At 43.5% G+C, this 23802-nt stretch carries 24 protein-coding genes; 17 read left to right on the top strand and 7 right to left on the bottom strand.

Translation table 11 applies throughout. The features are described from left to right. Window positions 1-982: 982 nt before the first annotated feature. The 3 genes from xylA (at window position 983) to HCJ66_RS10190 (ending at window position 4675) form a co-directional block, all read left to right on the top strand. Complete coding sequence (xylA, locus tag HCJ66_RS10200) at window positions 983-2296, top strand: xylose isomerase (protein ID WP_185389734.1); 1314 nt, start codon at window positions 983-985, stop codon at window positions 2294-2296. Window positions 2297-2314: 18 nt separating this feature from the next. Next, window positions 2315-3817: a xylulokinase gene (gene xylB, locus HCJ66_RS10195; protein ID WP_187133029.1), complete on the top strand. Its 1503-nt coding sequence runs from the start codon at window positions 2315-2317 to the stop codon at window positions 3815-3817. A 123-nt stretch (window positions 3818-3940) separates the two neighbouring features. Next, the gene (locus HCJ66_RS10190; protein WP_187133028.1) at window positions 3941-4675 is read left to right on the top strand and encodes a class I SAM-dependent methyltransferase; all 735 of its coding nucleotides are present in this window, start codon (window positions 3941-3943) and stop codon (window positions 4673-4675) included. Window positions 4676-4679: 4 nt separating this feature from the next. Here the strand turns inward: HCJ66_RS10190 and HCJ66_RS10185 are convergent, their stop codons facing one another. After that, on the bottom strand, window positions 4680-5600 hold the full coding sequence (locus HCJ66_RS10185) for a helix-turn-helix transcriptional regulator (protein WP_187133027.1): 921 nt from the start codon (window positions 5598-5600) through the stop codon (window positions 4680-4682). A 102-nt stretch (window positions 5601-5702) separates the two neighbouring features. Between HCJ66_RS10185 and HCJ66_RS10180 the strand changes: the two genes are divergently transcribed. Beyond that, a complete protein-coding gene (locus HCJ66_RS10180) occupies window positions 5703-6122 on the top strand; it encodes an effector binding domain-containing protein (RefSeq protein WP_187133026.1) in 420 nt (139 codons plus the stop codon). 58 nt (window positions 6123-6180) lie between these two features. On the opposite strand, the gene aldA is transcribed toward HCJ66_RS10180, so the two are convergent. From aldA to HCJ66_RS10155, 5 genes are all read right to left on the bottom strand, one after another. After that, the gene (aldA, locus tag HCJ66_RS10175) at window positions 6181-7626 is read right to left on the bottom strand and encodes an aldehyde dehydrogenase (protein ID WP_187133025.1); all 1446 of its coding nucleotides are present in this window, start codon (window positions 7624-7626) and stop codon (window positions 6181-6183) included. Window positions 7627-7643: 17 nt separating this feature from the next. After that, window positions 7644-7826, bottom strand: coding sequence for a DUF3307 domain-containing protein (locus HCJ66_RS16485; protein ID WP_187133024.1), 183 nt, complete (start codon window positions 7824-7826; stop codon window positions 7644-7646). 13 nt (window positions 7827-7839) lie between these two features. After that, entirely contained in the window at window positions 7840-8082 is a 243-nt protein-coding gene (locus HCJ66_RS10165) for a hypothetical protein (protein ID WP_187133023.1), read from the bottom strand. A gap of 114 nt (window positions 8083-8196) precedes the next feature. After that, window positions 8197-8637, bottom strand: a complete 441-nt coding sequence (locus tag HCJ66_RS10160; RefSeq protein ID WP_187133022.1) for a hypothetical protein — start codon at window positions 8635-8637, stop codon at window positions 8197-8199. Window positions 8638-8811: 174 nt separating this feature from the next. After that, window positions 8812-9420, bottom strand: a complete 609-nt coding sequence (locus HCJ66_RS10155; protein ID WP_187133021.1) for a lytic polysaccharide monooxygenase — start codon at window positions 9418-9420, stop codon at window positions 8812-8814. 585 nt (window positions 9421-10005) lie between these two features. On the opposite strand from HCJ66_RS10155, the gene qoxA reads away from it, so the two are divergent. From qoxA to HCJ66_RS10120, 7 genes are all read left to right on the top strand, one after another. Next, complete coding sequence (gene qoxA / locus HCJ66_RS10150) at window positions 10006-11106, top strand: cytochrome aa3 quinol oxidase subunit II (RefSeq protein ID WP_187133020.1); 1101 nt, start codon at window positions 10006-10008, stop codon at window positions 11104-11106. Between the two features lie 18 nt (window positions 11107-11124). Continuing rightward, a complete protein-coding gene (gene qoxB / locus HCJ66_RS10145; protein ID WP_187133019.1) occupies window positions 11125-13104 on the top strand; it encodes a cytochrome aa3 quinol oxidase subunit I in 1980 nt (659 codons plus the stop codon). Continuing rightward, on the top strand, window positions 13092-13703 hold the full coding sequence (gene qoxC / locus HCJ66_RS10140) for a cytochrome aa3 quinol oxidase subunit III (RefSeq protein ID WP_187133018.1): 612 nt from the start codon (window positions 13092-13094) through the stop codon (window positions 13701-13703). The genes qoxB and qoxC overlap by 13 nt, the downstream gene beginning before the upstream one ends. Before the next feature lies 1 nt (window position 13704). Beyond that, window positions 13705-14034, top strand: a complete 330-nt coding sequence (qoxD, locus tag HCJ66_RS10135; RefSeq protein WP_187133017.1) for a cytochrome aa3 quinol oxidase subunit IV — start codon at window positions 13705-13707, stop codon at window positions 14032-14034. Window positions 14035-14309: 275 nt separating this feature from the next. Beyond that, on the top strand, window positions 14310-14621 hold the full coding sequence (locus tag HCJ66_RS10130) for an ArsR/SmtB family transcription factor (protein WP_187133016.1): 312 nt from the start codon (window positions 14310-14312) through the stop codon (window positions 14619-14621). Next, the gene (locus HCJ66_RS10125; protein WP_187133015.1) at window positions 14618-15553 is read left to right on the top strand and encodes an ABC transporter ATP-binding protein; all 936 of its coding nucleotides are present in this window, start codon (window positions 14618-14620) and stop codon (window positions 15551-15553) included. Before HCJ66_RS10130 ends, HCJ66_RS10125 begins: the two co-directional genes overlap by 4 nt. Further along, the gene (locus HCJ66_RS10120; protein ID WP_181677811.1) at window positions 15546-16316 is read left to right on the top strand and encodes an ABC transporter permease; all 771 of its coding nucleotides are present in this window, start codon (window positions 15546-15548) and stop codon (window positions 16314-16316) included. Before HCJ66_RS10125 ends, HCJ66_RS10120 begins: the two co-directional genes overlap by 8 nt. A gap of 52 nt (window positions 16317-16368) precedes the next feature. On the opposite strand, the gene HCJ66_RS10115 is transcribed toward HCJ66_RS10120, so the two are convergent. Then, complete coding sequence (locus tag HCJ66_RS10115) at window positions 16369-17127, bottom strand: DeoR/GlpR family DNA-binding transcription regulator (RefSeq protein WP_187133014.1); 759 nt, start codon at window positions 17125-17127, stop codon at window positions 16369-16371. A 166-nt stretch (window positions 17128-17293) separates the two neighbouring features. On the opposite strand from HCJ66_RS10115, the gene rhaB reads away from it, so the two are divergent. The 6 genes from rhaB to fucO are packed head-to-tail and all read left to right on the top strand — an operon-like array spanning window position 17294 to window position 23703. Continuing rightward, window positions 17294-18754, top strand: coding sequence for a rhamnulokinase (gene rhaB, locus HCJ66_RS10110; RefSeq protein WP_187133013.1), 1461 nt, complete (start codon window positions 17294-17296; stop codon window positions 18752-18754). Beyond that, complete coding sequence (gene rhaA / locus HCJ66_RS10105; protein WP_187133012.1) at window positions 18755-20038, top strand: L-rhamnose isomerase; 1284 nt, start codon at window positions 18755-18757, stop codon at window positions 20036-20038. Next, on the top strand, window positions 20031-20861 hold the full coding sequence (gene rhaD / locus HCJ66_RS10100) for a rhamnulose-1-phosphate aldolase (protein ID WP_187133011.1): 831 nt from the start codon (window positions 20031-20033) through the stop codon (window positions 20859-20861). The genes rhaA and rhaD overlap by 8 nt, the downstream gene beginning before the upstream one ends. A 54-nt stretch (window positions 20862-20915) precedes the next feature. Next, entirely contained in the window at window positions 20916-21230 is a 315-nt protein-coding gene (gene rhaM, locus HCJ66_RS10095; protein WP_181677819.1) for an L-rhamnose mutarotase, read from the top strand. Between the two features lie 21 nt (window positions 21231-21251). Next, window positions 21252-22556 (top strand): MFS transporter, encoded by a 1305-nt coding sequence (locus tag HCJ66_RS10090; RefSeq protein WP_187133010.1) that lies wholly within the window; start codon window positions 21252-21254, stop codon window positions 22554-22556. After that, complete coding sequence (gene fucO / locus HCJ66_RS10085) at window positions 22549-23703, top strand: lactaldehyde reductase (protein ID WP_187133009.1); 1155 nt, start codon at window positions 22549-22551, stop codon at window positions 23701-23703. The genes HCJ66_RS10090 and fucO overlap by 8 nt, the downstream gene beginning before the upstream one ends. Window positions 23704-23802: the final 99 nt, after the last annotated feature.

The following is a 23802-nucleotide window of genomic DNA, read 5'->3' as shown; positions in this document are numbered from 1 at the left end:
TTCATTGAACAAATTCCTCCGATGTATTTGATATGTTTTATTCTATCATCTTTTGTCCAACTTTTATTCTACACCCAACCATTTTAATAAAGATGAAACAAAAACGTATAAGTAATCTGAAAACTGATGTGAACCCCAAAGTTAGATTACTTACACATTTTTTGGATGTTTGGTTATTTCAAGTCTAACACGGAAGTCAATTACCAACGATGAACTAAGCTATCAGTGGGGCTTACCCAAATGATAGCTTTATCAAGAAGAAGTATTATATTCGGAATATTGCAGAATGTCCGATTTTCTTCGAGATGCATGTTTTACCCCTAATAAGGGCTTTCTACAAAATCATGCCATCTATGCTATACTAAAAAATCAAAACCGAATCACCCATAATGACATTGTGAGAGATTCGCAAAAACGACGCGAGGCATTGGGCGCGTAAGTGAGAAGACGATTTTTTGTTTTCTCTTTTTTCTTCCGATGCTTTGAATCTAACATAATATATTCCATAGTAGAGTTATGTTAGATTGCATAAAAGAAGGTATTTTTTCTATGAAGGACGTACAACCCATTAAAGAAATCGAAAAAAATGATGTGATGCATTGTATGTTAGCAAAAGGAACGTATGGGGATCGAAATGCTTCATTGTTTTCCCGTTGAGATCAATACTACAAACGGATTTCTGGTTTGTTGACGCTTAAGTTGAGCGATGTATGAGAAGTGAGCCGGAAAAGTACGTGTTAAAGATTGATTGGCCATGGGAGAGAAGAAAACGAGCAAGAACAGTTAGCGGATCATCACGAAAAAATTACAAACAGATGCAACCAAAAACTACGAGCCAACCTGTTCGTAGTTTTTACTTACGAAAAAACTAAATGAAACCGCTTTACAAATGGGTGGAAAAAAGGTATGATGCTTATATAGTTAGTTCGATGCACCAACCAATTTAAAATAAGGTGCTAAATTCATGAGGAGGCTATATATTATGAGTTATTTTCCACAAGTAGAGAAGATTCAATTTGAAGGTAAGGGAACGAAAAATCGGTTTGCGTTTCGTCATTATAAGGCGGACGAGGTTGTACTAGGAAAACCGATGAAGGAGCATTTGCGTTTTGCTGTGGCGTATTGGCACACGATGACTCAAGATGGTAGTGATCCGTTTGGAATGCCTACGAATGAGCGTACTTGGATTGGCGCAACGGAGATGGATACGGCTAAAAATCGTGTCGAGGCGTTTTTTGAAATCCTTGAAAAATTGGGTGTGGAGTATTTCTGTTTCCACGATATCGATGTGGCTCCGGCTGGTAATTCGATTGAGGAGTTCATGAATAATCTGGATGAAATCACGGATCTGATTAAAGTGAAAATGGATCAGACTGGCATCAAATTACTTTGGAATACGGCGAATATGTTCTCTCATCCGCGTTTTAACAATGGTGCGGGTTCGACAAATGATCCGGAAGTGTTCGCTTATGCGGCGGCGCAAGTGAAGAAGGGTCTGGATATTTCTAAGAAACTGGGCGGCGCGAACTATGTATTCTGGGGCGGTCGTGAGGGCTACGAGACGCTTTTAAATACGGATATGAAATTCGAGCAGGACAATATTGCGCGTCTATTCAAAATGGCGATTGCTTATGGTGAGAAAATTGGGCACAAACCGCAATTCCTTATTGAGCCGAAACCGAAAGAGCCGTCAAAACATCAATATGATTTTGATGCAGCGACAACGATGGCGTTTATTAAAAATTATGGTTTAGAGGGTGACTTCAAGCTGAACTTGGAGGCGAATCACGCGACGCTTGCTGGGCATACTTTTGAGCATGAATTGCGTGTGGCTCGTGAATATGGGGCGCTGGGCTCGATTGATGCGAACCAAGGGGATATGTTGCTTGGTTGGGATACGGATGAGTTTCCAACGAACGTGATGGATGTGACGCTGGCGATGTATGAAATTTTGCAAAATGGTGGTATTGCTCCGGGTGGTGTGAACTTTGATGCGAAGGTTCGTCGTTCTTCTTTTGCGATGGAGGACTTGATACTTGCGCATATCGCGGGGATGGATACGTTTGCTCGCGGGCTGAAAGTAGCTGCGAAATTGATCGAGGACAAGTTTATTTCGGATCTGCTTGCTGAGCGTTATGGTAAGTGGACGAATACGGAGATTGGGAAGTCCATTTTGGCTGGAAAAGAGGATTTGGAGTCGCTTTCTAGCTATGCGTATAAACATGGTGATACGATTGAACTGGAATCTAGCCATATCGAATATGTGAAATCTGTTTTGAATGATTACGTATTTTAAGCGAAGGAGTTTAGACTGATGGGCTATGTATTAGGTATTGATCTTGGAACGAGTTCGTTAAAAGGAATCGTCATGAATAAGGCGGGGCAAGTGATTGCGGAGGCGTCGGCGGAGTATGAGATTGATTCTCCGGCGCCTGGCTTTTCTGAGCAGCATCCGGAATATTGGGTGGTTGCTTGTGAAGAGGTGTTGACGCGGCTGAATATTGAAGTGGCGGATTTCAACGCGGAGCTTGAGGCTATCAGTTTTTCGGGGCAGATGCATTCACTGGTGACGCTTGGCGATGAGGATGCGATTGTTTATCCGGCGATTTTGTGGAATGATGTGCGGACGACGAAGCAATGCGAGCAGATTATGGCGGAGTTCGGCGATTCTATGATTGAAATTACGAAAAACATTGTGCTGGAAGGCTTTACGTTGCCGAAAATTTTATGGTTGCAGCAGAATAAGCCGGAAGTCTGGGAAAAAGTCCGGAAAATCATGTTGCCAAAGGATTATTTGGCGTTCGTTTTGACGGGGAATATGCATTGTGAGTATTCGGATGCTGCGGGAACGTCGTTATTTGATATTGAAAAGCAGGACTGGTCGGCGGAGATTTGCGGGAAGTTCGGGATTGATATGGCGATTTTGCCCGATGTTGTGTCCTCGATGACGCAAGTTGGTGTGGTGAAAGCGAGTTATGCCAAGCGATTCGGCTTGAAACGGGAAGTGAAGGTATTTGCTGGTGGCGCGGATAATGCGTGTGCTGCGCTCGGAGCGGGTGCGGTGAATGAGGACTATGCGCTCGTTTCGCTTGGTACCAGTGGTGTTTTCAGTTCGTTTGAGGCGAAAATATCGAATTATGAAGGGAAGTTACATTTCTTTAATCATGTGATTCCGGACGCTAATTATTCGATGGGCGTGACGCTTGCCGCGGGAAACTCGTTGAACTGGTTTAAGAACACGTTTGGCAAGGGCCTCAGTTTTGCGGAGTTGTTGGCGGACGTTTATACGGTTGCGCCGGGCAGTGAGGGCTTGCTGTTTACGCCATATATTGTTGGTGAGCGGACGCCGCATATTGATTCGAAAATTCGTGGTAGTTTTGTCGGGATTGATACGCGCCATGAAATCAAGCATTTTGCGCGTGCGGTGTTGGAGGGTATCACGTTTAGCCTGAAGGATGCGCAGATATTGATGGAAGATGCTAAAAATAAGAAATTTAAGCAGATAATTAGTGTTGGCGGCGGTGCTAAAAATGCTGATTGGATGCAGATGCAGGCGGATATTTTCAATGCGGAAATGATTCGGTTAGAGGTGGAGCAAGGTCCGGGCGTTGGTGCGTGTATGCTTGCGGCTGTTGGAAGTGGCTGGTTTGAGAATTTTGAGGCTTGCCGTGACGTGTTCGTGCAGTATAAGGACGCGACTTTCACACCTCGAGCGGAAAATGTGGAAAAATACGAGAAACTTTATGAGATTTATACGCAGGTTTATCCGGCTACGAAGAATATTTGTGGTGCGTTGACGGATCTTCAGGAAGTTTGAGGAATAGGGCAGATGAGAGTGGTAAGGACGCTCTTGTTTGTCTTTTTTTGATTTTAGGGGACTCAACTGCTAATCGCGATATTTTTTGTTATACTGTGTACATGAATGAAAGAGGTGTGTGTGATGAAAGAAAATAAATATGATAATCCTGCTTTTTTTGAGCAGTATAGTAAGATGAATCGCTCGGTGGAAGGCTTGAAAGGTGCGGGGGAATGGCATGAGTTTCAGAAAATGATGCCGGATTTCACTGACAAACGGGTGCTTGATCTCGGATGTGGTTTTGGGTGGCATTGTCTTTATGCTGTTGAAAAAGGCGCGGAGTCAGCGGTTGGCGTGGATATTTCGGAAAATATGCTCGCCGAAGCACGAAGGAAAACGGATTCGGCTCAAATTACGTATATTAAGGCGGCGTTGGAGGATATTGATTTTCCTGCTGCGAGTTTTGACGTGGTCATTAGTTCGCTGGCGTTGCATTATATTGAGTCTTTCCAAGCGGTTTGCGAGAAAGTGAATCAAGTTTTGACGCCGGGTGGGGTATTTGTTTTTTCTGTGGAACATCCTGTGTTTACCGCACAAGGCGCGCAAGATTGGCATTATGACGAGGCTGGAAACAAGCTACATTGGCCGGTAGACAAGTATTTCACGGAAGGGCTTCGGACGGCGAATTTCCTCGGGGAAGATGTCACGAAATACCACAAAACGGTGACGACTTATGTGAATTCGTTGCTTGAGTCTGGCTTTGAGTTGGTGAAACTGGTGGAACCTGAGCCAGACGCGGCGATGTTGGCGAGTCATCCGGATATGCCAGATGAGCTACGCCGACCGATGATGCTACTCGTTTCGGCGCGGAAAAAATAGCTCATTAGTCATACTTACGTTGAATTTCCTGCAAATACGCAACGAAGCCATCATAGAATTCTCCGGGTTTGCGGACGGTGACATGTGCGCCAAGATTCAGCAGAAATCGGTAGCCAACTTCATGATTTGGCAGTGTCACTTTTGCTGAAAAATAGGATTCGTCTAGTGGTTCAATCGTCGTTACTCCGAAGCGTAGAGCGATTTGTTCGCGGGCTATTTTATCGATAATAAGGCTCGCTTCCTTCATTTGAAATGGTGTCGTTGTTGTTGCTGCGCGAAATGGTTTCAATATGAATGGGCGCGCTTCGAATGTTTCGGCGGCTACTTCCGACTCGATGACCCGCGATAGTTTAAACGTGCGAAAGTCTTGGCGCTCTAAGCTGTACCCTTGTAAATACCAAGACCGGTTGCGGAAAAGTAGATGATAGGGCTCGACTCTCCGTATGGTCTGATTTCCATCGCGGTCAATGTATGTTAGCGCTACAAACTGCTGCTTCTTAATGGCTAAATGCAGACGCTCGACATTTTCATTAAATTCTTGTTTCATCGCCAAATTCGAGAAATCGAGAGAAATAGAACTAGCAGGAAGCTCGTTTTCGTGGCCAAGCATATTTTTCATTTTTTGCAGGGTCTTTTTAATATCAGCGGAGGATAAAAGTTGTTCAAAGCCGCTTAAACCCGTGATGATTGCGGTTAAATCTTCGACGGTTAGGAGTTTTTTATCGACTTTATAGGTCGGCATAATTCCAATTCCGCCTTTCACGCCAGGCATTGTATAAATGGGGATATTCGCCATAGAAAGCGTGTCTACATCACGATAAATGGTTCGTTTCGTTACCTCGAACATTGTTGCCATTTCGGCAGCACTGACAAGTTCGCGTTGAAGTAGTAACATGATAATTCCGATGAGCCGCTCAATTTTCATTTTATTTTCTCCTTAAATTCAAATGATGACATATAGCTGTCAACATTCGCGTGATATAGTTACATCATAACAAATTTACAGTCATTTTTGGAGGGAAACAATATGTCATTTGAAATCGTACAATTAAACAAAGAAATTTTTTCTGGAAGCAGAGTTGAAATCCCGGAATTTGATCCGCAAAAAGGTTTCGCCGTGATGAGTGAAATTAAAGAAGCCGCTGTAGCAGAATTTGCAAAAACAGCGACGGATTTTGTTGGTATTAATGCGAATATCGACGGCGTGCAAACTTATTTGGTGGCTAAATCAGGCGCGGATAATGGCGATACATCGTTCGAAATCACGGAAGGCAAATACGCCAAATTTGTGACACAAGCAAAAGAACGCACGGCGATTGACGGCTTTATCGGCCAATCATACGGTGAAGTTATGCAAAGTGACACGGTTACTGTGGCAGGAACATTTAATTTGGAAGATTTAAGAGAAGCAGATTTCACGATTTATATCCCAATAATGGATAAATAAACAAGAAAGAGCTCTTCGCAAAGCATGATGGTTATGCTTTTGGAAGAGCTCCCTTTTTTTATTGGACGTTTTGGTCGAATTGTAAGTAAACGACATGTGTTTGCAAGTATTCTTCGAGGCCGTGTTTTCCGTCAGCGCCGCCGATTCCTGATTTGCGGAAGCCGGCGTGGAAGCCTTGCATCGCTTCAAAATTCTCACGGTTTACATACGTTTCGCCGAATTTCAATTGACGAATCACTTTCATTGCGCGGTCTAGATTGGTCGTATAAACGGAAGAAGTTAAGCCATAATCGCAATCGTTGGCTAGTTTGATGGCTTCGTCTAGCGTTTTGAATGTGCCAATCGGTGCGACTGGGCCAAATACTTCGTCATGCATGATTTCCATGTCGTTGGTCGCGTCCGCAATGACAGTTGGTTGGAAGAAGAATCCTGTTCCTTCGACGGCTTTCCCGCCAGTCAAGACTTTCGCACCTTGTGCAACGGCACGATCGACTTTTGCTTGAACGGATTGTTGGGCGCTTTTATTCACAAGAGGCCCCATATCAAGGTCTCCAGATGCAAGTGGATCACCATATTGAACGGCTTCCATTGCTTTCACGAATTTATCAGTGAAGGCATCTTTCACGTCTTCTTGTACGTAAATACGCTCGACACAGTTGCAGACCTGGCCGCTGTTAATGACGCGAGAATCAACAATTGCTTTGACGGCTAAATCTAAATCGGCGTCATTTAGAACGATAGCCGGTGCTTTTCCGCCGAGTTCCAAGTTGACTTTCGTGATATTCTCACTCGCCGCTTGCATCACTTTTTGGCCTGCTGGTTCACTTCCGGTCAAGGAAACTAGGCCAACTTTCGGATTTCCTGCCAACTCATCACCAATTTCCCCGCCGCGCCCAGTTATCATGTTGTAAACGCCTTTTGGTAAGCCGATTTGGTCCACGATTTTTGTGAAGGCAACCGCATTATTTGGGGATTCCGCACTGGGTTTCACTACGATTGTATTACCAGTAATGAGCGCTGGAGCCATTTTTCGAGCGATTAAGAAGAACGGGAAGTTCCATGGCAAAATTCCAGTTGTAACCCCGATAGCTTTCTTGAATACAAAAATGTGCTCATTTGGCCGATCACTTTGCAAAATTTCCCCTTCATATCTACGCGCCCATTCCGCCATATAATCTAAGTAATCAGCGGTAAAATTCACCTCAACCTCAGATAAAGCCAATGTTTTACCGACTTCTTCGGAAATAAGCTTGGCGATTTCAGGCACTTGTTCGCGAATTTTCGCAGCGATTTTATGTAGATAAACGCCACGTTCTACAGCAGGTAGAGCTTCCCACGCGATTTGTGCATCTTCGGCAGCATCAATCGCCCGTGTTGCATCGGCTTTCGTTGCTTTCGGTACTTGTGAGATAACTTCCTCCGTAGATGGATTGATGACATCAAAAAACGCTCCGTCGCTAGATAAAACAAATTCCCCATTGATATACATTTTATGTTGATTCATGTGATTTCCTCCTTGTTTTATGTTGTTTCTTGTGTATTATTATAAAGAAACAAATATAAACAAGCAAATATAACGCTTACAAGTGGAGGGTATAAATGATAGGAAAAGCGTTCTTTTTTGATGCTGGCGATCTTATCAGTTTGCGGTACGAAATCCGCTAGAAAATGGGCTAGAAGTAGTGGAAGTAGGAGGTTAATCATGAGTCGTACCTCCCTATATTTTCTGCAAATCGGCTAAATAAGCCACGATATCTGAGCGCACTTTTTTATAAAGGAAATAATCGGAATTCGCAATCAAGACACTAACACGGGAAGAAATATCGGCTTTACTAAGCGTGCCATACCCAAGTTCTGTGCCAATTTCGATATTGCTAAAGTCAGGATGATTATGTTTAATACGAAAAAGGTCGCGCTGTTTATCGCTTTTAATCAACTTCTCAAAAGCTAGGAAGAACATCGCGTTCACCGCGTTACCGAACGATTTTATCTCCGCGATGCAGTAGAATTTAAAGGGTTGCTTATCAAAAAAATAGTCTTCACCATTGTGGAGCGCGCTACGTTTTTGATTATGCTAGGACTTCACGATTGTTTTTGCCATTTCCGAGGCCTCGATCGCGTTGATAATACTACTCCCATTGACGATATTAATGTTGCGCAAAGCTTCGTCAGACGAGGTGTCAATATGACCAATCCCAGCTCCAAAATAAAAATTCAGCGCCTCATCCACGACGACAGATATGCTACTTAACTGGTTTTTAAACTCCGGAGAATAATAAATCGTTAGGCAGTGATTATAAATCTCAGGTAACAGTTGAAAATCGGAGACACCACCAACGATTGCATCACCATCTTTAATGGTAAAGGGTGTCAACAGGTGCTCCTGATAGGCATTATTGATAGAATCAGCGAGGTAGGTGAGGATTTTTGTACCATCATGTAAAGTAGAAAAAACGTGCCGGCTACTACTGATATCAATATACATATAAATAGCTTCGAGTTTTAGCGATTTCATTGAAAAAAGACCTCCTTTTATATAGTAATAACTATATATTAGCGTGTTTATATAGTCATTACTATATATTTTTCCGAAAAGCTATACACAAAAAAGCCTCAAATCAGAGAATAGCGGCTAGCAGAAACTCTGCTAAGCATTACTACCCTCGAATTTGAGGCTTCGTTCTATCGCTTATTTTAACGTCATTGTACCATTGTTAATCAAATTGACATCAACGGCTTGATAAAATGCATTTCCAGTATCCGCGATTTCCCAAACGCCAAGAACGACATAGTAGCCGTTACGGTCAGTTGGAAGCGGTACTTGATGATTCACAGTTGTAGAAGTAGGAACTTCATTATGCGCATCAATCGTCGTCAATAACTCCAAATCACCGCGAGTTAGAGGGCTATTTGGATTCCAGCCTTTTTTCGTAATGTAATATTTGTATTCTTTTGTTCTATGAAGCGCAGTGAGCGTCCAAGTGAAATTATTTTGTCCCCCTAAAAGGTCCACGTGGTGCCAACGATCAGGAGTTTGCGCGTCCATTTCTGGGAATTTACCTCCGCCTGCGATAGTACCATCAGAAGGTCCGCCAAGTGGGAAGTTTCCCGTCGCTTCAACACTTTGCGGCTCCCATTGAATCGCACCAGCATTTTGATTAATCCCTAATTTAGCCAAATACGCCCGACTTTCCGGTTTTGAAATGTAACCATGCGCAGATGCTCCCGGCGCAAAAGTCGCGAACAACAATGCGAACGCTACAAAAAATAAAACTGATTTCCCTAAAAACTTTTTCAATACTAACACTCCTCTATATTTTATATATGTTTCGATATCTTGTTTACCCTTTGTTTTAGCACGTAATCCCGATATTGTGAAAATGAAGCAATGTACACACGGACTAGACCAATTAGCATTTAAAAGAGTAGATAGAAAGTGCCGACCGCTTGGAAAGAAAGCGTTTTTCCGAACAAAACGACTGGGTATTTTGGTTCTATTTATAACAAACCATAAAAATCAAAATGAGTCTATTACTCAAGTTGTAAACAAGAAGTATTATTAATAACGAATTATTTTTAAATGGTAGACATGCTCAAATAGTAACGCTTGAGTTTGTGAAAAAAATAACTTGTCTTGATGCTTTGAATATAGATACCAAATAAGCTATAATAGTATACGAGTATGCACATGCAGTTTCAAATTCATAATTTCACGAATCGAAAGTTTGTGATATTGTGAGAAATCTACACAATCTAGTTGGCCATATTTCATTATATTATCAATTAGGGGAGGCTCTTTGGTCGGGAAATCAGAGAGCGGCGTTGTATTTTTGCGCAAAAATACACAGCAACACAACATCTAAAAGGAAAGAAGGGGATTCGGGTGTCAAAAATGCTCAAGTCATTGCTACTTACAGTCTCGCTAGTCTTTGTTGGACTTCTTAGCGGCTGTGGTGATTTGACGGTACTAGATCCAAAAGGTCCAGTAGCGCAAAGTCAAAGCGATCTAATCATTTATTCGATTATTTTCATGCTTATCATTGTACTCACGATCTTCGTGTTATTCGTTATTATGATTACGAAATACCGCGAGAGAAAAGATCATTCCAACTACGAACCAAACATGCACGGTAGTACGAAATTAGAAATTTTATGGACGTTGATTCCGGTTGCAATCGTTATTGCATTAGCTATTCCAACAGTGCAAACGATTTACGCGAACGAAAAAGCGCCAGAGGTTACTTCACACAAGGATCCAATTGTTATTTATGCGACTAGCGCAAACTGGAAATGGTTCTTTAGTTATCCAGATCAGTCGATTGAAACTGTAAACTATGTACATATTCCAACTGATCGACCGGTATTATTCAAGCTTACCGCGGCAGACTCGATGACGAGTTTCTGGGTGCCACAACTTGGTGGACAGAAGTACGCGATGAGTGGTATGACGATGGATTTATACTTGCAAGCTGACGAAACAGGCACGTTTAAAGGCCGTAACTCGAATTTTAACGGAGAAGGTTTTGCAGGACAAGTATTTGATGTTGTCGCACAAAAACCAGCTGATTTTGAAAAATGGGCGTTGAAAACGAAAGCTGATGCGCCGACTTTATCGCAAGATCGCTATGATAAATTATTATTACCAGGCAATGTGAAACCACAATCTTATGCTGGCACACATATGGCGTTTGTTGATCCGGCCGCAGATCCAGAGTACGTTTTCTATGCGTATAAACGTTTCGGCTTTGAACTAACAAACCCACATGATCCAAATGCAAAAGATACAAGAACGACAAAGCCGATTTTGCCAGCACGTCCGGTTACAATTACGAACCCGCGTTTTGAGCAAATGGACATGGAACCAATGATCATTCCAAATGGTACTGGTTACAAGAAAGACAAGCATTACGATGAAGAAATGAAGAAAATTGGTGACAAAATCAAAACCGATGAAGCAACAGATCACGATCAATCGGGACACTAAAAAGGGGGGTATTTCAACATGAGTTTAGATGAATTTATCATCACCGGCGACCCGCTGATTTTAGGAGCCCAAATTTCAATCGCTCTTGTCAGCATTGGTATCGTCGTGTTACTAACTTATACAAAGAAATGGAAATGGCTATTTACAGAGTGGATTGCAACCGTTGATCATAAACGACTTGGAATTATGTATCTTTTAGCCGCAGTTTTAATGTTTTTCCGTGGTGGAGTAGACGCCCTTATGATGCGTACTCAGCTTGCGATGCCAGGAATGGAATTTCTTGACGCGCAACATTACAATGAGGTATTTACAACACATGGAACAATTATGATTTTATTTATGGCGATGCCGTTCGTTATTGGATTAATGAACATCGCGGTACCGCTTCAAATTGGGGCGCGTGACGTTGCATTCCCATTCTTGAATAATTTGAGTTTCTGGACATTCTTTATGGGGGCAATGTTGTTCAATATTTCCTTCGTAATCGGTGGTAGCCCAGCAGCTGGTTGGACTAACTATGCACCACTCGCCGAGGAATTTAGTCCAGGTTATGGGATTAACTTCTACTTACTCGGAGTCCAGATCGCCGGTATTGGTACGCTGATGACCGGGATTAACTTCATGGTCACGATTCTGCGTATGCGAACGAAAGGCATGACATTAATGAAAATGCCAATGTTCACGTGGACATCACTGATCACTTGTTTAATTATTGTTTTCGCGTTCCCAGTACTTACTGTGGCGCTTGCTCTAATGACGTTTGACCGTTTATTCGGAACGGCCTTCTTCACGCTTGCAAATGGCGGAATTCCGATGATGTGGGCTAACCTGTTCTGGGTTTGGGGACATCCGGAAGTATATATCGTTATTTTGCCAGCATTCGGTATTTTTTCAGAGGTTATCTCAACCTTCTCGAAGAAAAAACTATTTGGTTATCCAGCGATGGTCGCGGCCGTTGTTGTTATTTCTTTACTAAGTTTCCTAGTTTGGGTCCATCACTTCTTTACAATGGGCTCTGGGGCAGCAGTTAACTCGTTCTTCTCGATTACGACGATGATGATTGCGATACCGACCGGGATTAAGATATTCAACTGGCTCTTTACCATGTATAAAGGGCGAATATCCTTCACCACACCGATGCTTTGGTCACTGGCTTTCATACCGAACTTTGTTATTGGTGGGGTTACAGGGGTTATGCTCGCGATGGCAGCAGCCGATTATCAATATCACAACACGTATTTCCTAGTATCGCATTTCCATTATGTTTTGATTGCTGGGACCGTATTCTCTTGTTTCGCAGGTTTGATTTACTGGTATCCGAAGATTATCGGCTATCGTTTGAATGAAAAAATTGGTAAGTGGTTCTTCTGGGTATTTGTGATTGGATTTAACGTATGTTTCTTCCCGCAATATTTCCTAGGACTTGATGGTATGCCACGTCGTATCAGCACATATGTGGAAGGCGACGGCTGGACTACACTTAACTTTATTTCAACAGTAGGCGCGTTCTTGATGGGTGCAGCATTCTTAATTCTTTGTTGGAATATCATCTACAGTCATAAAAACTCTAAGCGCGAAACAACGGGTGATCCATGGGATGCACGTACGCTTGAGTGGGCAACTTCTTCTGCGGTGCCACCAAAATATAATTTCGCTAAATTGCCAGAATGGAATGATCTTGACGATTTCTGGGAGAAAAAACAACGCGGTGAAACGTATGATGATGGCAAAGACTACAAACATATTCATATGCCAAACAACACATTACTTGGCTTTGTGATGTCTGTATGCTTGTTTGTTGCTGGATTTGGGCTAGTATTTTATTGGTACTGGTTAGGTATTCTTGGCGGTCTAGGCATGCTTGCTTGTATGGCGTATCGTTCGTTCAAGAAAGACGATGGTTATCATGTGGAAGTTGCTGAGATTGTCGCTACCGAGGAACAAGCAGCACGTGAATTTAAAACTGGCATAAAGGAGGGTAACCCATGGAACCTATAAAAGAAAATTCCAGCCTTCCGTTAGAATATCAATCGGAACAAGGTGGTTTAAACATTCTAGGCTTCTGGATTTTCCTAGGCGCCGAGATTGCGTTATTCGGAACATTGTTCGCAACATATTTTGTAATGTATAGTGGTGGCTCTAACGCGGGTCACCCACCGTCCGAGATGTTCGAGTTACCGCTCGTTCTAATCATGACATTCTTGCTTTTGACAAGTAGTTTTACGTGTGGTCTTTCTATTGGTGAGATGCGTAAAGGTAACGTCAAAAACATGATGATTTATTCCATCATTACGCTACTTCTTGGCGCAGGATTCGTAGGCTTTGAGATTTATGAGTTTACGAATTATGTGATGGAAGGCGTAACGCTAAAAGTCGGCTCTTACTGGTCCGCATTCTTCGTTTTACTGGGAACCCATGGTCTCCATGTAACGATTGGTTTATTCTGGATTACGTTTATCTTAATTCAAATAAAAATGCGTGGCTTAACGGCTCAAGCAGCATCAAAAGTATTCATTTCAAGCCTTTATTGGCATTTCCTAGACGTTGTGTGGATTTTCATCTTCACAGGTGTCTATCTGTTAGGGATGGTGAATTAATATGGCGAAAAATAAAGCGAACACGGCACATGCTGAAGAAGGCATTCCGTGGAAACATATCGTTGGTTTTGCCCTATCGATCGCGTTAACATTGCTAGCTGTCTGGGTTGTATTTGAATCTACGTTAAGTAAATCAGTAATCATTACGGTTATCTTTATCTTCGCGTTCATTCAAGCAGCATTGCAACTACTAATGTTCATGCATATGACGGAAGGCAAAAATGGACGTATCCAAGTCGGTAACATTCTTTTTGCAGCATTCATTGCGATTGTTGTAGTTATGGGATCTTATTGGGTAATGGAGATAGGTCACATGAACCACCTCCTCTAAGTTCAGCAAGCCGACAAACGCTCATCTGCGTCGTTAAAGACTGTGTTCCGATGCTCATGTACAAATCGTACATTCCGCTTCGGTACTCGTCTTTGCCTAGCATCTAAGCATTTGTCGGCTCGCTGAAGGTTTGGTGGGATACTTCGGAGCTTTAGAAATTTTTTTAGACCTTTGGAATGGTGGTTTTCGCTGTTCTGGGGGTTTTTTATTCTTGACTTTATATTCATGGTAATCTATATTCAACATAGGTGAGTATTTATGTATGGAGGGTAGAGATGGATTATGTGAGGACTTCGTTGGTGCTTAAGGCTATGGCTGATCCGAATCGGATGAAAATTATTGATTTGCTTTCGAGTGGGTGTTTGTGTGGGTGTGATGTGTTGGAGCATTTTGATTTTACGCAGCCAACGCTTTCTCATCATATGAAGGCGCTGGAGAAGGCAGGGATTGTTTCGGTGACTAAGAAGAGTCAGTGGCATTATTATACGTTGCGTGAGGATTTTGTGAAGGATTTTATGGGAACTATGGTGAAATTGCTTTCCAATGATGGACAGAATGATATGGATAAGGAGATAGTTATTAAATGACATATGCACTGGAGATAACAGGCTTGAAAAAGGTATACGCGACGGGTGTTGAAGCGTTGCGCGGGATTGATTTAGCGGTCGAAGAAGGAGATTTTTATGCCTTGTTGGGGCCAAATGGTGCCGGAAAATCGACGACAATCGGGATTATTACGTCGCTTGTTAATAAGACATCGGGAAAAGTGAAGGTTTTTGATTATGATATTGATACGGATTTAGTGCGTGCGAAACAGCAGATTGGGTTGGTGCCGCAAGAGTTTAACTTTAATCCATTTGAGACGGTTCAGCAAATTGTTGTGAATCAGGCGGGGTATTATGGCGTGTCGCGGAAAGAGGCGTTGAAACGGAGCGAGACGTATTTGAAGCAATCTGGCCTGTGGGAAAAGCGTGATGTGCGTGCACGGATGCTTTCTGGTGGGATGAAGCGGAGATTGATGATTGCGCGGGCTTTGATGCATGAGCCGCGTTTGCTTATTTTGGATGAGCCGACAGCGGGTGTGGATATTGAGCTGAGACGTGAGATGTGGGATTATCTGCGAGAGTTGAATGCAGGTGGGACAACGATTATCTTGACGACGCATTATCTGGAAGAGGCGGAAATGCTTTGCCGCAATATCGGGATTATTCAGTCGGGTGAGTTGATTGAAAACACGAGTATGAAAACTCTTTTAGGGAAACTGCAATTTGAAACGTTTATTTTTGATTTGGCACCTTTTGATACAAAACCGGAGATTACGGGATATAAGAGTTGTTTGGAGGATGATCAGACGCTTTCTGTGGAAGTGGAGCGCGATCAGGGTGTTAACGAGTTGTTTGAACAGCTCACAAAGCAAGGGATACAGGTTCTTTCGATGCGGAATAAATCGAATCGATTAGAAGAGCTATTTTTGAAAATCACAGACGAGACACATCAAGCGGAGGGGAAACATGTTTAATCTTTATTTTACAGCCTTAAAAAGCTTAGCTGCTAAAGAAACCAATCGCTATATGCGTATTTGGATTCAAACCTTAGTACCACCAGTAATTACGACATCACTATACTTTGTTATTTTTGGGAATTTGATCGGCGGGCGAATCGGTCAGGTCGGCGGATTCTCGTATATGGAATTTATTGTACCGGGACTTATTATGATGTCTGTTATTACTAGTTCTTATTCCAATGTGTCGTCCTCGTTCTTCTCGCAGAAGTTCCAGAAAAATATTGAGGAGTTATTGATCGCGCCAGTGCCGACACACGTTATTATATGGGGCTTTGTTCTTGGCGGAATCGGCAGAAGTATTCTCGTTGGGGCGCTTGTCACGATGGTTTCGCTGTTCTTTGTACCACTGCACGTGCATTCATGGTTGTTGGTCATTATTACGCTACTGATGACGGCGATTTTATTCTCGTTAGCGGGACTACTGAACGGGATTTTCGCGCAATCATTTGATGATGTATCGATAATACCGACATTCGTTTTACAGCCATTAACGTACCTGGGTGGCGTATTTTATGCGATTTCAATGTTACCACCATTTTGGCAAGCTGTTTCAAAAGTCAATCCGATCGTGTATATGATTTCAGGGTTCCGGTTCGGCTTTCTTGGAAAAACGGATATTTCGGTCTTGTGGTCGATGGCAATTTTGATACTATTTATCGTGGTGCTTTATGCGATTTGTTGGTATCTAGTTGAAAAAGGTCGCGGGTTGAGAAGTTAAATATGGGAAAAGGACTGTAAACATGGAATCTAGATGTTTACAGTCCTTTTCGTTAGTAAATCAGTGTTACATCTTTTTCCTTCAAAAACTGTTGCCATTCGTGTGTTGGCTCTTGGTCGGTGATGAGGTAGTCGATTTCTGAGATGTCGACGATTTTGATGAAGGCATTTTTGTCGAATTTGGAGGAATCGGCTACTAGTATCACTTTGTTAGCGCGTTTTAGCATGTGGTTTTTGATTTCGGCTTCGGGCTCGTTGGAATCGGTGATGCCGTTTTCCATGGAGAGGCCTTTACAGCTGATAATCGCGTAGTCCACAAAATAGCGGCTAATCGTGTTGGCTGCGTCGGAACCGATAAGTGAGTTGGACTTGGTGCGCAGGGTTCCGCCGGTCAGAATGAGGTGGACTTTGAATTTGGCGAGTAATTCTACTGCCGTGATCGAGTTGGTAATGATGGTGAGATTCTCTTTCTCGCGGACGAGCAGGTTCAGCGCCTCGAAAACGGTGGAACTCGTGTCTGCAATGAGAGAATCGCCGGTCTTGATGAGTGATGTTGTTTTTGTTGCGATGTTCTTCTTTTCTTCGACGTTGATGACGTTTCTTGTTGCGTATGGTAAATCTTCGTTTGTGTGTTGGCTGAGTGTTGCCCCGCCGTAACTGCGGTCCACGATGCCTTCTTTCTCCAATTTGTCTAAATCGCGCCGAATCGTTTCTTCGGATACATTGAAAATTTTGGCTAGTTGGGATACGTGGACTTTCTTGTTTTTCTTTATTTCTGAAAGTATTTTGTCTTTTCGCTCGAAAGCAAGCATTTTCATCACATCCTTGTCTATTTCATTGTAAACAATAGCACAATCACAAGCAAGTTTTAAATGAAAACCACATAAAACTACAAAATAATAAATAAAAATGTTGACTTAGTGACGCATTCGGTGTATTCTTGGGTTATAAATTAAATGTGTGAAGGAGGAGGAGCTTTTGAAACATGTGGCTGTGGATGTTGGCGCATCGAGTGGGCGTCTGCTTATGGGCGAGCTAGTGAATGGGAAGATTGAGCTGACAGAGATTCACCGTTTTAAAAATGGTTTCACGGAAGTTGATGGTCAATGTTTATGGGATATTGATCATATTTTCACAAATATATTGATTGGCTTGGAGAAGTTGAAGAAGGCTGGTGTCGCATGTTGCACGTTAGGGATTGATACCTGGGCTGTAGACTATTGTTTGTTGGATAAAAAAGGAAAGCGGTTACATGAGGTGGTTAGTTATCGTGATAAGCGAACGGATTTTGCGATGGATGCGGTTTTGGCAGAGATGCCAGCTGCGGATATTTATGCGAAGACGGGAATTCAGTTTTTGCAGTTTAATTCGTTGTATCAATTGTATGTGGAGGATGCGGGGCTCAAGAATCAGACAGATACGGTTATGATGGTGCCTGATTATTTGGGGTATTTGTTGACTGGTGAGCGTGTGACGGAGGTGACGAATGCTTCTTCTACGCAAATGTTGCATTTACATACGAAACAGTTTGATGTGGATTTGTTGGATTTAGTGGGATTGGATGCTGGGCAGTTTGCGAGGTTTGTGAAGCCGGGTGAGATGTTGGGCAAGGTTTCGTCAGAGTGGCATGAGAAGTATGATTTGCCGGATTGTGATGTGATTACGGTTGCGACGCACGATACGGCTTCGGCAGTGCTTGGTGCGCCTGGTGTTGGGGATGATTGGGCGTTCTTATCGAGTGGGACGTGGTCGCTTCTCGGAGCGGAGTTGGCGAATCCGATTAATAGTGCGGAGGCGTTTGCGGCGAATTACACGAATGAGTGGGGCGCGTATGATACGTTTCGTTTCTTGAAAAATATTATGGGGCTGTGGCTCATTCAAGAGGTCGCACGGATGCAGGATTATGCGTATAGTTATGCAGAGCTTGCGGAGTTGGCGGCGCGTGAGGAGCCCTTTGGAGTTTTGATTGGAGTGGATGATTATCGCTTTTTGAACCCAACGGATATGATTGCGGAGATTCAGGCGTATTGTATGGAGACTGGACAGGAAATCCCACAAACACCGGGAAAATTGGCGCGTGTTATTTATGATAGTTTGGCGATTCAGTATGCGATTCAGATTGAGCAGTTGCAGGCTTTAACGGGCCGTGAGATTAAGCATCTCCATATTATTGGTGGTGGCGCAAACATTGCAATTTTGAATCAGTTGACAGCGGATTTGACGGGGATTACGGTGCATGCGGGACCTACCGAGGCGACTGGGCTGGGGAATTTGGCAGTGCAGTTGATTGCGAGTGGCGAGGCTGAGGATATATCGGCAGTTCGGGAGTTGATTCGCAAGTCGACGCCGATGACTACGTATACGCCAGGGGATGGCGTGAATATGATGGAGATTCAAGCAAAGTACAAAAATATATCTGGAAAACAGGAGGCTTTTTAAATGGGAAACGAGAAATTACAGCAACAGTACGCGTGGGCAAAAGAGGAATATGCAAAGTATGGCGTGAATGTGGATGATGTGTTGAAACGTTTGGCGGATGTGAAAATTTCGATGCATTGTTGGCAGGGTGACGATGTGACAGGGTTTATGAATCCGGATCAAGAGCTGACGGGCGGGATTTCGGTGACGGGAAATTATCCTGGTGCCGCGCATACGCCAGGACAGTTACGCCAAGATTTGGAGAAGGCGTTTTCGCTAATTCCTGGGAAACATAAGGTGAATCTACACGCGATGTATGTAGATACGGATGAAAAAGTTGATTTGGATGAGATTGAACCGGCTCATTATGCGAAATGGGTGGATTGGGCGAAGGAGCAAGGTCTTGGTTTGGATTTCAACCCCACATTCTTCTCACATCCTAACTCGGAAGATGGTTTTACGTTGAGTCACCCAGATAAGAAGATTCGTGATTTTTGGATTGAGCACGGGAAACGGGCTCGGAAAGTTGCGGCTTACTTTGGTGAAGAGTTAGGGCAAACATCGGTCAATAATTTTTGGGTTCCTGATGGTTACAAGGATAATCCAATTGATCGTCTGGCGCCTCGTAAGCGTTTGATGGAGTCGCTCGATACGATTTTTGCGGAGGAGTTGGACCGGAAGTATACGCTGGATGCGGTGGAAAGTAAGTTGTTTGGACTTGGCGCTGAGGCTTACACGGTGGGATCGCATGAGTTTTATATGGGTTATGGAATTACACGGAATAAGTTGATTTGTATGGACGCGGGGCATTTCCACCCGACGGAAGTGATTTCGAACAAGCTGTCATCGTTATCTTTGTTTAGTGAGGGAATTCTGTTGCATGTTAGTCGTCCGGTGCGTTGGGACAGCGATCATGTCGTGATTATGGATGATGAGTTGCAGGAAATTGGGCGCGAGTTGGTTCGCAATGATTTACTGGGCAAAACGCATATCGGTTTGGATTTCTTCGATGCAACGATTAATCGCGTGGCTGCGTGGGTTATTGGGACGCGAAACACGTTGAAATCTCTGTTAAAAGCAATGCTTGAGCCAACCGAATATCTTCGCAAAATTGAATTGGATGGCGATTATACATCACGATTGGCGCTGACGGAGGAATTGAAGGACTTTCCTTTTGCGGCAGTTTGGGATCATTATTGCGAGACGCAAAACGTGCCTGTTCGTGAAGCTTGGTTAAAAGAAGTGAAAGAATATGAAGAAAAAGTTTTGGTAAAACGGTCTGAGGAGGCAATTGGAATTGAGTAAAGATATTGTAACAGCACCATTTGTACAGGAAATGATGAAAGTAACGGCGAATTTATATCGTCTAGGTTGGGATGAGAGAAATGGCGGGAACATCAGTTATCTGCTTACGGAGGCGGAGGTTGGTGAGTATATTAATCCGAACCAAGTGATTCGTACAATTCCGATGATTTTTGACGCGACGGCGCTTGCTGGGAAATATTTTATCGTGACTGGTTCTGGGAAGTATTTCAAAAATGTGATTGACGCGCCTGATGTGAATCTGGGTATTATACGGGTTGCCGAGACGGGTAAAAGTGTTGAATTGCTGTGGGGTTTCACGGATGGCGGCGTACCAACAAGTGAATTGCCGGCGCATTTTATGAGCCACATCGAACGCCTGAAAATTGATCCGGAGCACCGTATTATTATGCATAATCATGCGACGAATATTATCGCGATGACATTTACGCATTCGCTGGAAGAACGTGATTTCACGCGTACTTTATGGCAAATGTGTACGGAATGTATCGTTGTTTTTCCAGAAGGTGTCGGGATTTTGCCTTGGATGGTGCCTGGAACGGACGCGATTGGGATGGCAACGGCTGCGAAAATGCGCGAATTCCGCTTAGTTATTTGGCCGCATCACGGAATTTTTGGAGCGGGAAGTACGATGGACGAAGTGTTCGGCTTGATTGAAACGGCTGAGAAGGCTGCGGAAGTCTATACGTTAGTACAAGCACAAGGTGGCGCGCGCCAAACGATTACGGATCAACAATTACAAGATTTAGCGGATGCATTTGGTGTCACAGCGAAATCGGGATATTTGCAAGTAGGCGTGAAGTAAACTATGCAGGGAGCGGCTAGTCTGCGCTCCCTAAATAATAGGAGGAGTCGCAACATGGAAAGAATAGCATCGATTATGTACTTAAAAGACGGTTTTGCGGAGGAATACAAGGCGAGGCACGATGATTTATGGCCAGAAATGGAGCAAGCCCTGAAGGAACACGGCGCGCAGAATTATTCGATTTTCATGGATGATAATACACACGTTTTGTTCGCGTACTTAGAAGTAGAAAATAGAGAAAAATACGACAAAATAGCATCGACTGAAATTTGCAAAAAATGGTGGGCCTACATGGAGCCGTTGATGGAAACGAATGATGACAACAGCCCAGTTTCGAAAAATCTAACATCTGTTTTTTATCTTGCGTAACATAAAAGAGGAGGAAAAAGTATGGCGAATGCAGGTAAAGGAAGTTTAAAAGCCACTCTAACTGTGTCGATGTCTAATTTTCTGGAGGCTGGATCGATTGTTGCGGCGGCTGGGGGACTGACATTATGGGTGAATTATTTGAATCTATCGGATGCATCTGTTGGCTTGCTCGGGGCGGTTAGTGCGAACGGATTTGGCTCGGCTGTCGGTGCCTTTATTGGTGGGGCTTTGGTTGATAAATATGGACGGAAATTTATCTACAAATATGATTTAATTGTGTATATGATTGGTGTGCTTTTGATAGCGCTGTCAATGAATTTCGGTATGTTATTGACGGGATATATTATCACGGGGATAGCGGTCGGAGCAGCGATTCCAGCGGCTTGGACGTATATCGCGGAGGAAGCGCCGGCTAAAAATCGGGCGGCACATGTCGGGTATGGACAGCTAGCGTGGTCGGTTGGCCCAGCTGTGATGCTGTTTTTGGCAGTATTAATGGCGCCATTAGGTTTGATGGGAAGTCGTATTATTTTTGGAATGCTGTTTGTAATCGCTCTTATCACGTGGGTTTTACAGCAGCAAATTAATGAATCAACAGTTTGGGAAGATCAGAAGAAAGAGGATGCAAAAGTCGAGAATGTGGGTAAAAAAGTCTCGATTAAGGAGTTATTTACGATTAAGGCGAACCGAAAAGCGATTACGCTCGTGCTCGGTATCTACTTTTTCTGGAATTTAGTTGCGGGTGTCATGGGTTATTTCATGCCGTATATTTATCAAGTGGTTGGTGGATTGACGTCGGCGCACGCGAACTTGTTGCAAGGGACACTGTGGGTATTCACGATTCTTTCGACTTACTTTGTCTTCATTAAATTGGGCGATAAGATGAACCGCAAGCTGTTATTTGGAATCGGTGCTGTAATGGGAATTGTGGCGTGGGTTATCTTGACGTTTGGTTCGATGGGCATGACGCAATTGTTACTATTCATTATTTTGTGGGGTGTTGCGGCCGGTTTTGGAGCGCAAGCGTTTTACGGATTATGGGCAGGCGAACTTTTCAAAACGCAATATCGGGCAAAAGTGCAAGGGATGATGTTTGGATTGGTGCGTGTCGGCGTTGGTTTGATCTCGCTTGTCGTGCCGGCTATGATTACTTTCTTAGGATTTAAAGCGGCGGGTATGGTGATGATCGCATTCTTGGTCATTCACTTAATTATTGGACTTATTTTAGCGCCTGAAACGCGAGGTAAAACGCTAAAAGAGATCGAGGAAGAGCGTTATGGCCCAGAGGAAAACAGTATAATCGAGGAGGAACAATTCAATGGTTAACAGAATGATTTTGAACCAAACTTCTTATTTTGGCGCTGGTGCGATAGGGAAAATCACGGATGAGGTTCGAAAATCGGCTTTTCAAAAAGCGTTTATCGTGACGGATAAGGCTTTAGTTGAGCATGAGATTGTGCAAAAAGTGACGGCGTTATTGGACGCGGAGCAGTTGCCATACGCGGTTTTTGATGGCTCGATTCCAAATCCCACGATCGCGGTTGTGAAGGCTGGACTCGGCGCGTTTCAACAATCGGGCGCGGATTATATCATCGCGATTGGCGGTGGCTCACCGATTGATACGGCAAAAGCGATTGGGATTATTGCGACAAATCCAACGTTTAGCGATGTGCGAAGTTTAGAGGGTGAAGCGAACACGACGCAACCTAGCGTTCCAATTTTTGCAGTGCCTACGACTTCGGGAACGGCGGCGGAAGTGACGATAAACTACGTCATCACGGATGAGGAGCGGCAGCGCAAGTTCGTTTGTGTGGACCCGCATGACATCCCGCTCGTGGCGTTTGTGGACAGCGATATGATGATGTCGATGCCGAAATCGCTTTGTGCCGCAACGGGTATGGACGCTTTGACGCATGCTATCGAAGGCTATATCACGAACGCGGCTTGGGAACTCACCGATATGCTACACTTAAAAGCAATCAAAATCATCGCGGGATCGCTTCGTTCATCGGTAAATGGTGACGCGGCAGGACGCGAAAAAATGGCGTTAGGCCAGTATATTGCAGGAATGGGATTCTCAAATGTTGGTTTAGGTCTGGTGCATGGGATGGCGCATCCACTCGGGGCTTGGTATGACACGCCTCATGGGGTTGCGAACGCGATTATCTTGCCAACAGTTATGGAGTATAATGCTGCATATACAGGCGAAAAATATCGCGATATCGCCCAAGCCATGGGTGTTGTTGGCACCGAATCTATGTCACTTGATGAAGCGAGGAAAGCAGTAGTAAGAGCCGTTTCAGAGCTTTCTAAAGATGTCGGAATTCCGAGTTCATTAAGCGAAGTTGGCGTGAAGGAGCAAGATTTAGAAGCACTTGCCAAAGATGCCTTAGCCGATGTGTGTACTGGCGGGAATCCACGCCCGACAAATGCGGAAGAAATTTTAGCATTATATAAGAAACTACTTTATTAACAAAAATTTCACATTTTCATCTTAGAAAATTCATGACTGTCCTGTAATATAGATTTTGTAGACAACAACAATTACTTTTTAACTCCCTTTTAGAGTAAT

The organism is Paenilisteria portnoyi (genome assembly GCF_014322795.1).
GTDB lineage: Bacteria > Bacillota > Bacilli > Lactobacillales > Listeriaceae > Listeria_A > Listeria_A portnoyi.
Note: the sequence above shows the minus strand (reverse complement) of the source record. Positions and strands in the feature narration are given on the sequence as shown.